We start from the raw sequence: 16,951 nt of genomic DNA, 5'->3' as shown, positions 1-16,951 counted from the left end.
AGCTGGCATTAACGGACGAGGACAGGATAAAGCAAGAAGGAAACGGGTTAGCTGACTTAAGTTAAATGAATGGGTTTTCCTTTTGCCCTGACGGAAACGCAGGACATATTTATCATATTTTTATTTAAAGAAAGTGATGTGTTACTGCGCGGTTAATCGCTGTGCAAGCGGGAAGTCTGGCACGGGCTGCGGCGCGCAGAACGCGAGCGCTACGCGCTTTCATCAATAATTAGCCTGTTTCGAGCGTCAAACGTCCAGAAGGATGCCCAGGCAATCTCCCGGAAATAGCCATCGGGATCGCGAAAATAATCGCTGTAGCCGCCCCAGTGGACTTTTTGTGGCGGCTTAACCCGGTTCCCCCTGATGTTGTACCAAAGCCATGAGATTATTAACCTCCTGCTCTGACTTAACATTTATGGCATCAGTAATCCCGTTGAACCCGCCCTCAGCATGGCTTTCATTGATATCTTTTGCCAGATTTGGCAGCGGATAAAGCTCAAGCCCGGTGCCGGCATGACTGAAAAACACAATGGGCGGATTCTGCTCAGTCACCTGCGTTTTAAAATCGATGCCTTTGTAAAAGGCCAGGAATTTTCCCTATCACGCACGCTCATGCAGACCAGATTGCTGCGATTCCTACTCACTCCGTTTACAGTCAGGCGTGGCCAGGATACTCGTCTCATCCTGGCCACGCGACAGAGCAATTATGCAGGCATATCTTCCAGCGGAATAATCGCCCCACGAAACTGAATAACCGTGCTGGCAGTGAGATGACCACGCTGGGCGGCCTCCTCGACCGAGGCGCCAACCAGACGCTTAGCCAGATAGCCTGCACTGAACGAATCGCCCGCCGCCGTGGTGTCAATAATCTTTTCTTTAGCCAGCATGATTGACGGAACCTCCCTAACAGGTTGCTCTCCCGCGGCAATCAGGCAGGATTCCGCGCCGCGCTTAATGACGATTTCGCTAACGCCTGCCTGACGTGCCCGGGCAATGACGTCTTCGACAGGCTGCACGCCCCATAACAGATGCTCGTCATCCAGCGTCAGGAAGGCAATATCCGTGTTATCGAGCATCTTTTGATAGGCCTGGCGAGTGCTGGCATTGTCTTTCCACAGGCGAGGCCGGTAATTATTATCAAAAATCACCTTGCCCCCGTTTTCGCGGCAGTTTGCCAGCAGCTGCATGAGCTTTGCACGGCTGGCGTCAGTCAGGATGGCAAGACTGATACCACTGAGATAAATGTAGTCGTAATGTTCCAGCTGCTGGCAAATGTCTTCAGCCAGAGGGCCATCAAGCCAGTAGCGTGCCGCTGCGTCATTGCGCCAGTACCAGAATGTGCGCTCGCCCTCGTCGTCTGTCTGGATCATGTACAGACCGGGCATTTTATCCTCAAGGCGTTGGATCAGGTCGGTATGCACGTTTTCCTGCTGCCAGCGGGCCATCATTTGTGCGCTAAAGGGATCGTTTCCCAGCGCCGTCACGTAATCCACCCGGACTTCGTGTTGATCGACCTGTCGGGCAAGGTAAACGGCCGTGTTGAGCGTGTCACCGCCAAAGCCGCGTTTAATGTTGTCGCCTTTTTCAGACAGTTCAATCATGCATTCACCGATAACGGCGATTTTTTTATGCGTCATGGTTTCAGGCCTGTAGTTTACATTTGCTACAGTCTCGCGTTTGTTAGCGTCATCGTCAACTTTTTAAAACAGCGTTTTAATTTAATTTGGGATGAGGTAAAGCGATAATTAACCCGATAAAGCGGCTTGTTTCGGCGATTGTCGCGCTAAAAGAGGCGTAGACTCGTTGCTTCAACGTGGCCGGGTTTTCACTAAGTTGTCGAATGTTAAACGATAAGCGCTGCCAGGCCGCCAGATGAAGGCGCTTACTATCAACCAGGAAAAGACCATGGTTATGGAGAATTTTAGTCAATGGCTACCTTCTTCAATTGACATCAATCTGCAGCAAAAAAAACGTCTCATCTGGCAACAGTGTCAACGCAGCTATACCTTTCAGCCCATCTATAAGGTTTCCGGGCAACTGCTGGCGATTGAACTGCTGACGGCCATCACACATCCGTCTGAACCAGAGAAGAAACTGTCTCCTGAAGCCTATTTTTCTGAGCTGGAAATAGTACAACGCCTTGATATTGTTCAGGAGCAGTTAGAATTACTCACCCAGTGGGAATCGTTCTTTAGTCGCAATAACGTCATGGCATCAGTGAATATTGACGGCCCTTCGTTGTCGTTGATACAAAACCATATGCCGATTCGCAGTCTGATTACCCGTTTACCCTGGGTGCGCTTTGAGCTGACCGAGCACCACGTCCTGCCTCAGGAGGAGATGGTCGCGCAAATGCCTGAACTGGGGCCGTTGTGGCTGGACGATTTCGGTTCGGGCATGGCGAACTTCTCTGCACTGACCGAGCTTAAATACGACTACATTAAGCTGTCACGTGAACTTTTTATTCTCTTACGTGCGTCGGATGAAGGCCGGATACTTTTTCCCATGCTGTTGTCGCTGATTAATCGTTACTGTAACGGCGTGATTGTTGAGGGCGTTGAGACGCAACAGGAGTGGGATCAGGTTAAATCGTCCCCGGCGATGGCGGCTCAAGGGTATTTTTTTTCTCGTCCTGCTCCTTTTTCCGAACTGAAAAGCCTTCCTGTCCAGCTTGATTGATCCCTTCCCGCGCGCTCTCGACTATCTTTAACGGAGACCGTGAAAGAGCAGGGAGGAAGCCTAATGTCACGCGCCGGAAAAATCGTAAGCTGGATTGGCGGGATTGTTGTATTGCTGATCGTCGTTGTAGTGATAGTCATTGCAACATTCGACTGGAATCGCCTGAAACCCACTATTAATCAGAAAGTGTCTGCGGAACTTAACCGTCCCTTTGCCATTCGGGGGGATTTGGGCGTCGCATGGCAGCGTAACCCTGAAGAACCCGGATGGCGCGGCTGGTTACCCTGGCCTCATCTGCACGCCGAAGACATAATGTTGGGCAATCCCCCTGATATTCCTGACGTGACCATGATTCACCTGCAACGCGTGGACGCCACACTTGCCCCTCTGGCCCTGCTGCACAAAGAAGTTTTTATCCCATGGATAAAACTGCAGCAGCCGGATGCCCGCCTGATTCAGACCGCCGATAAGAAAAACAACTGGACCTTTACCCTCGCTAACAGCGACAGCAAAGATAACAATGCGGCACCTTCAGCCTGGTCATTTCGTCTTGATAATATTCTGTTCGATCAGGGCACCCTTCTTTACCGCGATGCCGTTAACCAGGCCGATGTTACGCTGAAGGTTAACCCGCTCGGCAAGCCTGTGCCCTATTCTCAAATCGCGGGCGGAGACGATAAACAGCAAGGCGCGGGTGATTTTGTCTTTGGCTGGCAGGCAAGCGGCAGCTACCACAATGAACAACTCACGGGTCAGGGCAAGACTGGCGGCATGTTATCCCTGCGTAGTCAGACCACACCGTTCCCGATTCAGGCAGACGTTCGGAACGGTAGCACGCGCGTACAGCTGACCGGCGGCGTCCAGGACCCCCTGAATCTGGGCGGGCTGGACGTGCGTCTACGTTTTTCTGGCGATACGCTGGCAAACCTCTACGGTCTGACCGGCGTTCTGTTACCGGATACGCCGCCTTATGAAACTGATGGCCGCCTGATTGCCAAATTCACCGGTAAAGACGGCGCCGTTTTTCGTTACCAGGGATTCAATGGTCATATTGGCGACAGCGATATTCATGGCTCCCTGACCTACAGCCAGGGCAAGCCACGGCCAAAACTGGTCGGTGAACTTAGATCGGATCAGTTACGTATGGCGGATCTGGGCCCGTTGATCGGTGTTAACTCGGGCAAGGGCAGCGAGAAAACCGAACAGGCCAAGGCAAAACGCGGTGAAAAAACCGTACAGCCTGCGGACCGCGTTCTGCCTCACGACAGGTTTAACACCAAAAGCTGGGACGTAATGGACGCGGATGTGAAGTTTAGCGGCAAACGCATCGAACACAGCGGCTCACTACCGTTGAGCGATCTTTATACCCATTTGCAGCTCGATAATGGAAACCTGCTGCTTGATCCACTGCGTTTCGGTATGGCGGGCGGTAATCTGAACAGCACCATCCGCCTGGAAGGGGATCGCTCACCGATGCGCGGCCGGGCTGATATTCATGCCCGTAAACTTCGCCTGCGCCAGCTGTTCCCCGACGTACAGGCAATGCAAAACAGCCTTGGTCAGCTGAACGGCGATGCCAGCCTGACCGGCACCGGCAACTCCGTTGCTGACCTGCTGGCAACCAGCAACGGTCAGTTGAAACTGCTGATGAACGACGGACTGATCAGCCGCAACCTGATGGAAATTGCCGGACTAAACGTCGGCAACTATCTGGTCGGTAAGCTGTTTGGTGATGATGAAGTTCGTATTAACTGTGCGGCCACCGATCTTAAACTGCAAAACGGTCTGGCCACGCCAAACCTGTTTGTGTTCGATACGGAAAATGCCCTCATCAACGTCTCAGGCAACGCGAACTTTGCCAACGAGCGGCTGGATCTTACGGTCAATCCAGAGAGTAAAGGCATCCGAATCGTAACCCTGCGCTCGCCTTTGTATGTTCGGGGCACCTTCAAGCATCCGGACGCTGGCGTGAAAACGGGTCCCTTACTGGCGCGCGGGGCAGCGGCCGTGGCATTAGGTGCTGTGGTCGGGCCTGCGGCAGCGCTGTTGGCGCTGATTTCACCCAGCGATACTGACGAGAATCAGTGCAGCCGGGTCCTGCAGCAAATGAAGAAGAAGTGATCAGTTGCGATAGAGCACTTTGATAATGTGATAACCAAAAGCGGTTTTCACCGGCCCGAAAGGTTGTAGCAACGGGCAGGTGAATACCGCTTTATCAAAAGCCGCGACCATTTTTCCCCGACGAAACTCGCCTAAATCTCCCCCGTTCCGACCAGAAGGGCACACAGAATGCTTGCGGGCAAGCTGCTGGAAGTTTTCGCCTTTTTGCAGTTTTTCCAGCAGGGCGATTGCCTGCGCCTCATGTTTCACCAGAATATGTAAAGCTGCGGCAGTTTTCGCCATGATAATGTCTCTGTTGTGTATAATCGTCCCCCATTATAAACCTGTCTTTTCAAATCGCAGATGCGTTTACCGCGCCTGTTCACTGAGCCAGTACATGCCGGCTCGCGGTTTGGAATTAGTATCTTATTTCAACAGAGCGATGTCCTGATGCGTTTAAACTCCAGCCAACAACGAGCCGTCGAATTTGTTACCGGTCCCTGTCTGGTGCTGGCAGGCGCTGGCTCGGGAAAAACCCGCGTAATCACCAACAAAATCGCGCATCTGATTCGTGAGTGTGGCTATCAGGCCCGCCATATCGCCGCCGTAACCTTCACCAATAAAGCCTCACGTGAAATGAAAGAGCGCGTGGCGCAAACGCTGGGGCGCAAAGAGGCGCGCGGCCTGATGATCTCCACGTTTCACACGCTGGGTCTGGAAATCATCAAGCGCGAATATGTGGCGCTGGGCATGAAGTCCAACTTTTCCCTGTTCGACGATCAGGATCAGCTGGCGTTACTCAAAGAGCTGACCCGCGAGTGGCTGGAAGAGGACAAGACGTTACTGCAGCAGCTTATTTCTACCATTTCGAACTGGAAAAACGATCTGGTCGATCCGCCGCAGGCGGCCGCGCTGGCCCGCTCGGAGCGGGATAACGTGTTTGCCCATTGCTACGCCCTGTATGACCGGCATCTGAAATCCTGTAACGTGCTGGATTTTGACGACCTGATTCTGTTGCCTACGCTTCTGCTACAGCGTAATCAGGACGTCCGCGAGCGCTGGCAACAACGTATTCGCTACCTGCTGGTGGATGAATATCAGGATACAAACACCAGTCAGTACGAACTGGTGAAGCTGTTGGTCGGCACCCGCGCGCGTTTTACCGTTGTCGGAGATGACGATCAGTCGATTTACTCCTGGCGCGGTGCCCGGCCACAGAATCTGGTCCTGCTTAATGAGGATTTTCCAGCGCTGGAGGTGGTCAAGCTTGAGCAAAACTACCGCTCTTCACAGCGTATTCTCAAAGCCGCGAATATTTTGATCGCTAATAATCCTCATGTGTTTGAGAAGCGTCTTTTTTCTGAACTGGGTCTGGGCAGTGAACTCAAGGTGCTGAGCGCCAATAGCGAAGAACATGAGGCCGAACGGGTAACGGGCGAACTTATTGCCCATCACTTTATTAATAAAACGCAGTATAAAGATTACGCGATCCTGTACCGCGGTAATCATCAGTCCCGCGTGTTCGAAAAATTCTTGATGCAGAACCGCATTCCCTATCGCATTTCAGGCGGAACCTCGTTTTTCTCTCGTCCTGAGATCAAAGACCTGCTGGCTTATCTGCGGGTGCTGACCAATCCCGATGATGACAGCGCTTTCTTACGTATTGTGAATACGCCACGGCGCGAAATTGGTCCGGCAACGCTGCAAAAACTCGGTGAGTGGGCCAATATCCGCAATAAAAGCCTGTTTAACGCCAGCTTTGATGTGGGCCTTGGGCAAACGCTGACGGGGCGCGGCCTTGAACATCTGCAGCGCTTCACCCACTGGCTCAACGACATTATCCAGCTCAGTGAGCGTGAACCGGTTAATGCCGTGCGCGATCTGATTCGCGGCATTGATTACGAAAGCTGGCTGTTTGAGACATCGGGCAGCCCCAAAGCCGCTGAAATGCGGATGAAAAACGTCAATACGCTGTTTCAGTGGATGACGGAAATGCTGGAGGGCAGCGATCTGGATGAGCCGATGACGCTGGCGCAGGTTGTCACCCGCTTTACGCTGCGCGATATGATGGAGCGCGGTGAGAGCGACGAAGAGCTTGATCAGGTACAGCTGATGACGCTTCATGCCTCAAAAGGGCTGGAGTTTCCCTTCGTGTTTCTGGTCGGCATGGAAGAAGGGTTGTTACCGCATCAGAGCAGTATCGATGAGAACAACATTGAGGAAGAGCGCCGTCTGGCCTACGTTGGCATCACCCGCGCGCAGAAAGAGCTGACGTTTACCTTGTGTCGGGAGCGCCGTCAGTATGGTGAGCTCATCCGCCCTGAACCCAGCCGTTTTTTGCTGGAGCTGCCGCAGGACGACGTCGTGTGGGAAACCGAGCGCAAAGTGGTTAGTGCAGAAGAGCGCATGAAAACCGGCCAGAGTCGGGTGGCCGGGTTACGTGCAATGCTGGAAAAGGCGAAAAAGAGCTAATCAGTCGCAGACGGGATCAGGAAAGCGTTAACGACCAGTGAACATAGGACTGATAGTGGCTTTCCTGCTCAAGCAGCTCGGCCCGCAGAGGATGTGCTTCCAGCCAGCCCGCCGGTAATGTAACGTGCAGGGCTTCATCATCCGCCTGCATACGAACGGCGGGTAACGTGTCATCACGACGCCGAGTCGAGAAGATAATGGACAGCCGTAGCAGACGGCACAACCGCTCGGCCAGCCGCGGCGGCAGGGCATTTTGTTGTGTGAGTAGCGCAAGGTCGATGCTGCCACTTTGATTTTGCAGTAAACAGGCCAGCAATTTTTTCTGCGCTGGGGTAAAACCCGGAAGATCAAGATGGCGGACCAGATAGGCCGCGTGCTGCGGTGCCTGACGGAAATCGACGCTCAACCCGATTTCATGAATCGCACAGGCGCTTAGCAGAAGCTCCCGACAGCGCTGATCCAGTTTCCAGTGAACACTGACCTGGCGAAAAAAACTTTCCGCGAGCTGCCGGACCCTGTCTGCCTGGCAGACATCAATATTGAACCGGCGCTGCACGTTTTGCAGCGTGCGGCTGCGAATATCGCGATCGACAGGCAGGTGCAGCATTCCGTACACCAGCCCTTCACGTAGCGCGCCGCCGGCCAGCGTCATGCTGTCAATATTGAGTTCCTGAAAGATGGCGATAAGAATGGACAAACCGCTTGGAAACACCAACGCCCGCTCCAGCGTCAGGCCTTCGATTTCAAGCTCTTCGAGTTTGCCGCACTGAATGGCGCGCTGTTTTAACTGCTGTAGCTTACTCAGGGTGATGCGCTCATCCATGCCCTGGGCGACCATGATTTCCTGCAGAGCCTGAACGGTTCCGGACGCACCAACGCACACCTGCCAGCTCTGTTTGCGCAGTTCACCGGCAACAGGTTTCAGCATCGCTTTGGCAGCCTCTTCAGCCTGGTCAAAATTCTCTTTCGCCAGGTGGCGATCGCCAAAGAATCGCTCCAGCCAGGTGACACAGCCCATCTGCAGGCTAAACAACACGTTGGCATGGGAGCCATCGCCGGTGGCTAACTCTGTGCTGCCACCGCCAATATCCACGACCAGGCGTTGATCAGAACCCCCGGTAGTATGTGCTACGCCTTGATAAATCAGACGCGCTTCTTCTTCGCCGCTAATCACATTGATGGTGCAACCCAGAATCTGTTGCGCCTTATCAAGAAACGCCTGCGCATTGGCGGCAATGCGTAACGTGGCGGTTGCCACTACCCGAATTTGATCGGGAGGAATATCCTGAAGCTGTTCAGAGAAAAGCCGCAGACATTGCCAGCCCCGAGTCATGGCTTCGGCTGACAGGCAATTGGATTGATCCAGGCCTGCTGCCAGGCGCACCTTGCGTTTGATTTTGGCGATGGTCTGGATACTTCCTGACACTTCGCTGACGACCAGCATATGAAAGCTGTTAGAGCCTAAATCAATTGCAGCATAGAGTGTCGATGCGCTTAGCATGGTCAACTTAACCCGAACGTTTACGGTTGCTATGACGGGGTGCACCGCGACGGCCGGTATTGTTGCCTCCGCGACGCTGACCGTTGCCTGAACGATTGCGCGTCAGACGTTTCGGTGGCGGTAATTCACTTAACAGCGCGTCGCTATTGTATTTACTCACCGGAATGCTATGACCAATGTACTCTTCAATACCGGGCAGGTTTAATGCGTACTCTTCACAGGCCAGGCTGATGGAGTGACCGCTTGCGCCTGCACGTCCCGTACGGCCAATGCGGTGAACATAGTCTTCGCGATCGTCCGGCAGGTCATAGTTAAATACGTGCGTCACCGCAGGGATATGCAGGCCACGAGCCGCAACGTCCGTCGCGACCAGAATATCAATATCGCCTTTGGTAAAGTCATCCAGGATACGTAAACGCTTCTTCTGTGCCACGTCACCCGTCAGCAGGCCGACCCGGTGACCGTCTGCAGCCAGATGGCCCCAAATATCTTCACAGCGATGCTTGGTATTCGCAAAAATGATGGCTCTGTCAGGCCACTCCTCTTCTACCAGCGTCTGAAGCAGGCGCATTTTCTCTTCGTTCGAAGGGTAGAAAAGCTCTTCTTTAATGCGATGACCGGTTTTTTGCTCAGGTTCAACTTCAACGTATTCAGCACTGTTCATGTGCTCGAATGCCAGTTCACGCACGCGGTAAGAGAGTGTGGCGGAGAACAGCATGCTCAGGCGTTGCGTGGCAGCAGGCATGCGACGGAACAACCAACGGATATCTTTTATAAAGCCGAGATCGAACATGCGATCGGCTTCGTCCAGTACCATGACCTGAATGGCACCAAGATTGACGTGATTCTGCTTGGCGTAATCGATTAAACGGCCGGTGGTACCCACCAGAATGTCGACACCGTTTTCCAGTACTTTTAACTGTTTGTCGTAGCCATCGCCACCGTAAGCCAGACCTAATTTAAGGCCGGTTGATGCCGTCAGTGGTTCAGCATCGGCGTGAATTTGCACCGCAAGTTCACGGGTTGGGGCCAGAATTAACGCCCGAGGTTGGTTAACCTGGCGGCCCTCTGGAGCAGGGTGAGAGAGAAGATGATGAAACGTTGACGTTAAAAACGCCATCGTTTTGCCGGTACCGGTTTGCGCCTGACCTGCGACATCACGCCCTGAAAGCGTAAACGGCAGTGCTAACGCCTGGATAGGCGTGCAGTTATGAAACCCTTTTTTATCAAGGGCTTCCACCACCAGAGGGTGCAGGGCGAAGTCGGAAAACTTCTGTTCAGTTAAGTGTGTTTTGCTCATAGTGTGGTAGAATATCAGCTTACTATCGCTTTACGAAAGCGTATCCGATGAAATAAAGTCAACCAACATTGGTTTATATTACGCCAATTCGCCAGGCACAATCTTGTGGAGTAAAACATGAGCAGCGATAAAATCGTTCATCTGACCGATGACAGTTTCGACACCGACGTGCTAAAAGCCGACGGCGTTATACTGGTAGATTTCTGGGCTGAATGGTGTGGTCCTTGTAAAATGATCGCGCCAATCCTTGATGAAGTTGCAGAAGAGTATGATGGCAAACTGACCATCGCTAAGCTGAATATTGACGATAACCCAGGCACTGCGCCTAAATACGGCATTCGCGGCATCCCGACGCTGCTGCTGTTCAAAAACGGTGAAGTCGCTGCGACAAAAGTGGGCGCATTGTCCAAAGGTCAGTTAAAAGAGTTCCTGAACGCCAACCTGGCGTAATCGGGCCGGGCGTCCGGCAGTGGTTAAATTTTTGCCTGCTGCTGGACGTTCGCTTTTAAGCGTGCTAACTTATTTTCACTGCACTATGAACATACCTTGTAGTTAGCATTCAAAGTTTTCTCTTGTTAGACCCTGTCATACTGTACCTACCAGCGGTTTAGCAATCTATTGACTAGCTCTACTCTGACTAAGTCGACCGTCTCTCGCTCCCAGTCATTATTCAAGACGATGATCGTTGAGAAGAGTTGAAAAAGTCATTAACAGAACAGGCATGGACTAACTGCCATACCATTCACGACAAACATTTCGAGTATTACCCCGAGTTTAAGAACCCATCAATATGAATCTTACCGAATTAAAGAATACGCCGGTTTCTGAGCTGATTACCCTCGGCGAGAATATGGGGCTGGAAAACCAGGCTCGTATGCGCAAGCAGGACATTATTTTCTCAATCCTGAAGCAGCACGCGAAAAGCGGCGAGGACATCTTCGGTGATGGCGTGCTGGAGATATTGCAGGATGGATTTGGATTCCTCCGCTCTGGAGACAGCTCCTACCTCGCCGGTCCTGATGACATCTACGTTTCTCCCAGCCAAATTCGCCGCTTTAACCTTCGCACTGGTGACACCATCGCCGGCAAAATCCGTCCACCAAAAGAAGGTGAGCGCTACTTTGCCCTGCTGAAAGTTAACGAAGTTAACTACGACAAACCAGAAAACTCGCGTAACAAGATTCTGTTCGAAAACCTCACGCCGCTGCACGCTAACAGCCGTCTGCGTATGGAGCGGGGTAATGGCTCAACTGAAGACTTAACCGCTCGCGTACTGGACCTGGCATCACCGATTGGTCGTGGTCAGCGTGGTCTGATTGTGGCACCGCCTAAAGCCGGTAAAACGATGCTGCTGCAGAATATCGCGCAGAGCATTGCTTACAACCATCCAGACTGTGTGCTGATGGTGCTGCTAATCGATGAGCGTCCGGAAGAAGTGACAGAGATGCAACGCCTGGTAAAAGGTGAAGTGATCGCGTCTACCTTTGATGAACCAGCTTCGCGTCACGTTCAGGTGGCCGAGATGGTGATCGAAAAGGCCAAGCGCCTTGTCGAGCACAAAAAAGACGTTATCATTTTACTCGACTCCATCACGCGTCTGGCCCGTGCCTACAACACCGTCGTTCCGGCCTCCGGTAAAGTACTGACCGGTGGTGTGGACGCCAACGCCCTGCATCGTCCTAAGCGTTTCTTCGGTGCGGCACGTAATGTGGAAGAGGGCGGTAGCCTGACCATCATTGCGACGGCTCTGGTGGATACGGGTTCGAAGATGGATGAAGTGATTTACGAAGAGTTTAAAGGCACCGGTAACATGGAGCTGCATCTCTCGCGTAAAATTGCCGAAAAACGCGTCTTCCCGGCGATTGACTACAACCGTTCAGGTACACGTAAAGAAGAGCTATTAACCTCTCAGGAAGAGCTGCAGAAAATGTGGATCCTGCGTAAGATTATCCATCCAATGGGTGAAATCGACGCGATGGAATTCCTGATTAACAAGTTGGCCATGACCAAAACCAACGACGAATTCTTCGATATGATGAAGCGTTCTTGATCCTTTAGAGCGTCATCTGACTATGATGGCGTTTTTTTCTTTGAATGATCATAAAATAGCCCTGACGCCACGTTCTGACGTGGCGTTTTTTATTTTCGGGCTATAGGATTGAATGCTGGCAGACGTAATAATAATGACGGTGGCAGTGGTGGACGATTGACCGTTCGTGCACCTCTTCATGCCGAATTCGGAATCTGGAACGGTAACAGGCGCGATTTTTGACGTAATGTGAGTTCCAGGATGATAGCTGAGAGCATTTAACGTGAATTTACTCACTATGAGTACTGAGCTTGGTTTAGTTTTTATCTTTTCCTTAGTATTTCTTTTCCTTGCTCGCAAAGTAGCAGAAAAAATTGGATTGGTAGACAAGCCAAACATGCGCAAGCGCCATCTTGGCGTTATTCCACTGGTTGGCGGGATATCCGTGTATGCAGGAATTTGCTTCGCCTTCTTCATCACTGACTACTACTTGCCGCACGCTAAGCTTTATCTAGGTTGTGCAGGCGTACTGGTGTTGGTTGGTGCACTTGACGATCGCTTTGATATCAGCGTGAAGATTCGGGCAACAGTACAGGGTATTGTTGCGCTGGTAATGATGTTTTGCGCCAAACTCTACCTGTTGAGTCTGGGATTCATCATTGGCCCGGTAGAACTGATTGTTGGGCCCTTTGGTTATGTGTTGACGCTTTTTGCCGTCTGGGCAGCGATTAATGCTTTTAACATGGTTGACGGTATTGATGGTCTGCTGGGCGGCCTTTCTATGGTGACGTTTGGCGCCATGGGGATCATTCTTTATCTTGATGGGCAGCACAGTCTCGCAATGTGGTGCTTTGCCATGATAGCTGCCACGATCCCCTATATTTTACTTAATCTTGGTTTTCTGGGACGCCGTTTTAAAGTATTCATGGGCGATGCCGGCAGTACCATGATTGGTTTTACGATTATCTGGATTTTGCTTGAAACCACGCAAGGCTTAAGCCATCCCATCACACCGGTTACAGCATTATGGCTGATTGCCATTCCTCTGATGGATATGGTCGCGATTATGTACCGTCGGTTACGCAAAGGAATGAGCCCTTTTTCTGCCGATCGCCAACATATACATCACTTAATCATGCGAGCGGGTTTTACGCCTCGTCAGGCTTTCGTACTGATTACCGCTGCTGCTGCTCTGCTGGCGGGCATAGGCGTGCTGGGTGAATACCTTGCCTTTATCCCTGAATGGGTGATGTTAGTCCTGTTCTTGATTGCCTTCATGGGCTACGGCTATTGTTTGAAACATGCATGGCGCGTCGCGAGAAAGATCCGACGCTTCAAACGACGCCTTAATAATCTCAGCAATGCCCGAAAAAATGTACCCTGATAAGACTTAACAAAGGATAACGCTGTGATGCGCGCTAACGTTGTGGAGAACGAACTGGATATTCGCGGCCTGGGCTGCAGGCTATGGCGTGGAAAGCGCTGGATAGTCGGCTGTGCAGTCGTGTTTGCATTGGTAGCCTGGATGGCGACGCTGCTGATGAAACAGGTGTGGAGCACGACCGCGATAACAGGGCGGCCTACGGTGAATATGCTGGGATCCTACTATTCCCAGCAACAGTTCCTGAACAATCTGGATATGCGCAATAACGCTTTAACGTTAAATACGGCGTCACCTACCGTGATGGACGAGGTGTATCAGGAGTTCCTGATGCAGCTCTCATCCTGGGATACCCGCCGGGAGTTTTGGCAGCAAACCGATTATTATAAAACGCGAAAAAGCGGCAATGCCCATAACGATGCTGCCTTGTTGGACGATATGATTGATAACATTCAGTTTACGCCAGCGGATAGCGCACGAAATATTTTCGACAGCGTCAAACTCAAGGCAGAAACTGCTGCGGATGCAAATAATTTGCTGCGCCAGTATATTGCCTATGCCAGTGAACGCGCTGCACGCCATCTCAATGCAGAGTTAAACGGGGCGTGGCAGGCAAGGACCAGCCAACTTAAGGCGCAGGTCAAACGTCAGGAAGACGTAGCGAATGCGGTATTCCTGCGACGGCAACATCGGCTGGAACAGGCGCTTAAAATTGCCAGCCAGCAGGGTATCAATGAAAAGCAGACGCGTGAGGTGAGTGAAAATCTGGCTGACAGCGATCTGTTTCTAATGGGGCAGCCTTTATTGCAGGGGCAGTTAGATACCCTGAGAGCGACCGGGCCGAGCTTTGATATCAGCTACGACCAAAATAAAGCGATGCTGATCACACTGGATGCAGGCCCGACGCTTAACAACAAATTCCAAACCTACCGTTATTTGCGTACGCCGGAAGAGCCGGTCTCACGCGACAGTCCCCGCCGGGCATTTATGATGGTGATGTGGGGCGCGGTAGGTGCGCTGGTCGGTGCGGGCGTGGCGCTAGCGCGTCGTCAGCGTCCGATGTCAGATACACAAGATTGAGAGAAACAGTGTGAAAGTTCTGACAGTTTTTGGCACCCGACCTGAAGCCATTAAGATGGCACCACTCGTGCAGGCACTGGCACAGGACCCTGCTTTTGAATCACGGCTGTGCGTCACTGCGCAACACCGTGAAATGCTTGATCAGGTGCTGAGCTTGTTTCAGCTGCAACCTGACTACGACCTTAACGTTATGCGACCCGAACAGGGATTAACGGAGATAACCTGCCGTATTTTACAAGGCATGCATACCGTACTGCTCGATTTCAAACCCGATATTGTGCTGGTCCACGGGGATACGACGACCACGCTGGCGGCCAGCCTGGCGGCTTTCTATCAGCAAATTCCCGTCGGGCATGTTGAAGCGGGTTTACGCACGGGCGATCTGGCGTCGCCGTGGCCGGAAGAGGGGAATCGTAAGCTGACGGGACATCTTGCCCGTTTACACTTTACGCCTACACTGCGTTCCCGACAGAACCTGCTGGATGAAAACCTCGCCGCCGACAGTATTGTTGTCACCGGTAATACGGTCATTGATGCCTTGCTGTGGGTGCGGGATCGGGTGCTGGACGATAATGAGATAAACGCGCAGCTGGCTTCACGCTATCCCTTTCTTGACGACAGTAAAAAGCTGGTACTGGTGACGGGTCATCGTCGTGAAAGCTTCGGCGAAGGTTTTGAGCGCATCTGTAGCGCTCTGGCCCAGATTGCGCGCCAGCATCCTCATACGCAAATCGTTTATCCGGTCCATCTCAATCCTAACGTACATGAACCCGTCAACCGCATTCTGCGCGGCATTGATAACATTGTGTTGATTGAACCTCAGGAGTATCTGCCGTTTGTCTGGTTGATGAACCGGGCGTGGCTGATTCTCACCGATTCTGGCGGTATTCAGGAAGAAGCGCCTTCACTGGGTAAACCCGTGTTGGTCATGCGTGAAACCACCGAGCGTCCAGAGGCCGTCGAAGCCGGAACGGTGAAGCTGGTTGGTACGGACACGGCAAGAATTGTTAATGAGGTCAGTACATTACTTAATGATGATGAGGCCTGGCAGACCATGAGCCGTGCCCATAACCCTTATGGGGATGGCGAAGCCTGCGGGCGAATAGTGCAATCCTTAAAAGATAACAGAGCCAACTTATGAGTTTTGAAACCATTTCCGTTATTGGACTGGGTTACATTGGGCTGCCAACCGCAGCCGTTTTTGCCTCAAAGGGAAAGAAAGTGGTGGGCGTCGATATCAATGCCCACGCGGTTGACACCATCAATCGTGGTGCCATTCATATTGTCGAACCCGATTTGGATCGGGTGGTTCAGGCTGCGGTCGAGCGTGGAGATTTACGTGCTACGACGCAACCCGAAGCCGCTGACGCTTTTTTGATCGCCGTACCCACGCCCTTTATGGCGGAACGCCAACCGGACTTACGCTTTGTGCGTGCGGCTGCGCTGTCGATTGCGCCGGTACTGAAAAAAGGCGATCTGGTGATTCTGGAATCGACTTCTCCGGTTGGCAGTACAGAACAGATGGCGGACTGGCTGGCCGCGGCGCGGCCAGATTTACGTTTCCCACAGCACGACGGGGATCCTGACGTCTTTGTCGCCTACTGTCCCGAACGCGTTTTACCCGGTCAGATCATGACTGAGCTGATCAGCAACGATCGCGTGATTGGCGGCATGACGCCAGCCTGTTCTGCCCGTGCGAGTGATTTGTATCGTATTTTTTTACAGGGCGAGTGCGTCGAGACAAATGCACGCACCGCTGAAATGTGCAAGCTGACAGAAAACAGCTTTCGCGACGTAAACATCGCCTTTGCCAATGAGCTGTCACTCATTTGTGCTGCGCAGCAGATTAACGTCTGGGAGCTTATTGCACTGGCGAATCGTCATCCGCGCGTCAATATCCTGCAGCCGGGGCCTGGCGTCGGCGGTCACTGCATTGCGGTCGATCCCTGGTTTATCGTGGCGCAAAATCCGGACTTAGCGCGCCTGATTCGGACTGCCCGCGAAGTGAATGATGCCAAGCCGCACTGGGTGCTGGATCAGGTAAAAAAAGCGCTGGCAGACTGCCTGATGCAGACTGGAAAACGAGCCAGCGATCTGACCATCGCCTGCTTTGGCCTGGCGTTTAAACCGAACATTGATGACCTGCGTGAAAGCCCAGCCATGGAAGTGGCGCACCTGATTGCCGACTGGCATCAGGGCCGCACGTGGGTAACCGAACCGCATATTCAGCAGATTCCCGACATCCTGGCGACACAGGCCACCCTGGTTTCAACCGAGCAGGCGCTGCAGGAGGCGGATATTTTGGTGATGCTGGTCGATCACCATGCTTTCCGCCGTGTTGATGCTGCACAGATCACTCAGCAATGGGTTGTTGATACGAAAGGTGTCTGGCGCTAAAAAACTCTGGTT

At 52.4% G+C, this 16,951-nt stretch carries 13 protein-coding genes; 9 read left to right on the top strand and 4 right to left on the bottom strand.

The genetic code is table 11. From position 1 onward, the window contains the following. Positions 1-704: 704 nt before the first annotated feature. Positions 705-1,637 (bottom strand): sugar kinase, encoded by a 933-nt coding sequence (locus tag GKC68_RS21875; protein ID WP_089528824.1) that lies wholly within the window; start codon positions 1,635-1,637, stop codon positions 705-707. A 268-nt stretch (positions 1,638-1,905) separates the two neighbouring features. Here GKC68_RS21875 and pdeH point away from each other — a divergent pair, with 268 nt between their 5' ends. Beyond that, entirely contained in the window at positions 1,906-2,679 is a 774-nt protein-coding gene (gene pdeH / locus GKC68_RS21870) for a cyclic-guanylate-specific phosphodiesterase (protein WP_028725419.1), read from the top strand. Positions 2,680-2,742: 63 nt separating this feature from the next. Next, positions 2,743-4,800, top strand: a complete 2,058-nt coding sequence (locus GKC68_RS21865) for an AsmA family protein (RefSeq protein WP_342656498.1) — start codon at positions 2,743-2,745, stop codon at positions 4,798-4,800. Here GKC68_RS21865 and ppiC read toward each other — a convergent pair whose 3' ends face one another. After that, entirely contained in the window at positions 4,801-5,082 is a 282-nt protein-coding gene (ppiC, locus tag GKC68_RS21860) for a peptidylprolyl isomerase PpiC (protein ID WP_013024048.1), read from the bottom strand. A 147-nt stretch (positions 5,083-5,229) separates the two neighbouring features. Here ppiC and rep point away from each other — a divergent pair, with 147 nt between their 5' ends. Next, positions 5,230-7,251: a DNA helicase Rep gene (rep, locus tag GKC68_RS21855; RefSeq protein WP_047714879.1), complete on the top strand. Its 2,022-nt coding sequence runs from the start codon at positions 5,230-5,232 to the stop codon at positions 7,249-7,251. 16 nt (positions 7,252-7,267) lie between these two features. Here rep and gppA read toward each other — a convergent pair whose 3' ends face one another. Continuing rightward, the gene (gppA, locus tag GKC68_RS21850; protein ID WP_028725422.1) at positions 7,268-8,752 is read right to left on the bottom strand and encodes a guanosine-5'-triphosphate,3'-diphosphate diphosphatase; all 1,485 of its coding nucleotides are present in this window, start codon (positions 8,750-8,752) and stop codon (positions 7,268-7,270) included. A gap of 7 nt (positions 8,753-8,759) precedes the next feature. After that, a complete protein-coding gene (gene rhlB / locus GKC68_RS21845; RefSeq protein ID WP_028725423.1) occupies positions 8,760-10,052 on the bottom strand; it encodes an ATP-dependent RNA helicase RhlB in 1,293 nt (430 codons plus the stop codon). Between the two features lie 117 nt (positions 10,053-10,169). On the opposite strand from rhlB, the gene trxA reads away from it, so the two are divergent. The 6 genes from trxA to wecC all read left to right on the top strand — a co-directional run bounded on the left by trxA (position 10,170) and on the right by wecC (position 16,939). After that, positions 10,170-10,502, top strand: a complete 333-nt coding sequence (gene trxA, locus GKC68_RS21840; RefSeq protein WP_006121430.1) for a thioredoxin TrxA — start codon at positions 10,170-10,172, stop codon at positions 10,500-10,502. Between the two features lie 340 nt (positions 10,503-10,842). Next, positions 10,843-12,102 carry a transcription termination factor Rho gene (gene rho, locus GKC68_RS21835; protein ID WP_006121431.1) on the top strand — a complete coding sequence of 420 codons (1,260 nt, stop codon included), beginning with the start codon at positions 10,843-10,845 and terminating at the stop codon, positions 12,100-12,102. A 277-nt stretch (positions 12,103-12,379) separates the two neighbouring features. Then, the gene (wecA, locus tag GKC68_RS21830) at positions 12,380-13,465 is read left to right on the top strand and encodes a UDP-N-acetylglucosamine--undecaprenyl-phosphate N-acetylglucosaminephosphotransferase (protein WP_028725424.1); all 1,086 of its coding nucleotides are present in this window, start codon (positions 12,380-12,382) and stop codon (positions 13,463-13,465) included. A 27-nt stretch (positions 13,466-13,492) separates the two neighbouring features. Beyond that, positions 13,493-14,542: an ECA polysaccharide chain length modulation protein gene (gene wzzE, locus GKC68_RS21825; RefSeq protein ID WP_028725425.1), complete on the top strand. Its 1,050-nt coding sequence runs from the start codon at positions 13,493-13,495 to the stop codon at positions 14,540-14,542. Between the two features lie 10 nt (positions 14,543-14,552). Continuing rightward, positions 14,553-15,683: a UDP-N-acetylglucosamine 2-epimerase (non-hydrolyzing) gene (wecB, locus tag GKC68_RS21820; protein ID WP_221611387.1), complete on the top strand. Its 1,131-nt coding sequence runs from the start codon at positions 14,553-14,555 to the stop codon at positions 15,681-15,683. Continuing rightward, positions 15,680-16,939, top strand: coding sequence for a UDP-N-acetyl-D-mannosamine dehydrogenase (gene wecC, locus GKC68_RS21815; RefSeq protein WP_028725427.1), 1,260 nt, complete (start codon positions 15,680-15,682; stop codon positions 16,937-16,939). Before wecB ends, wecC begins: the two co-directional genes overlap by 4 nt. Positions 16,940-16,951 lie beyond the last annotated feature (12 nt).

It is taken from the genome of Pantoea sp. RSPAM1, assembly GCF_038816185.1.
GTDB classification, from domain to species: domain Bacteria; phylum Pseudomonadota; class Gammaproteobacteria; order Enterobacterales; family Enterobacteriaceae; genus Pantoea; species Pantoea ananatis.
This window is presented reverse-complemented; position numbering and strand designations above follow the sequence as displayed.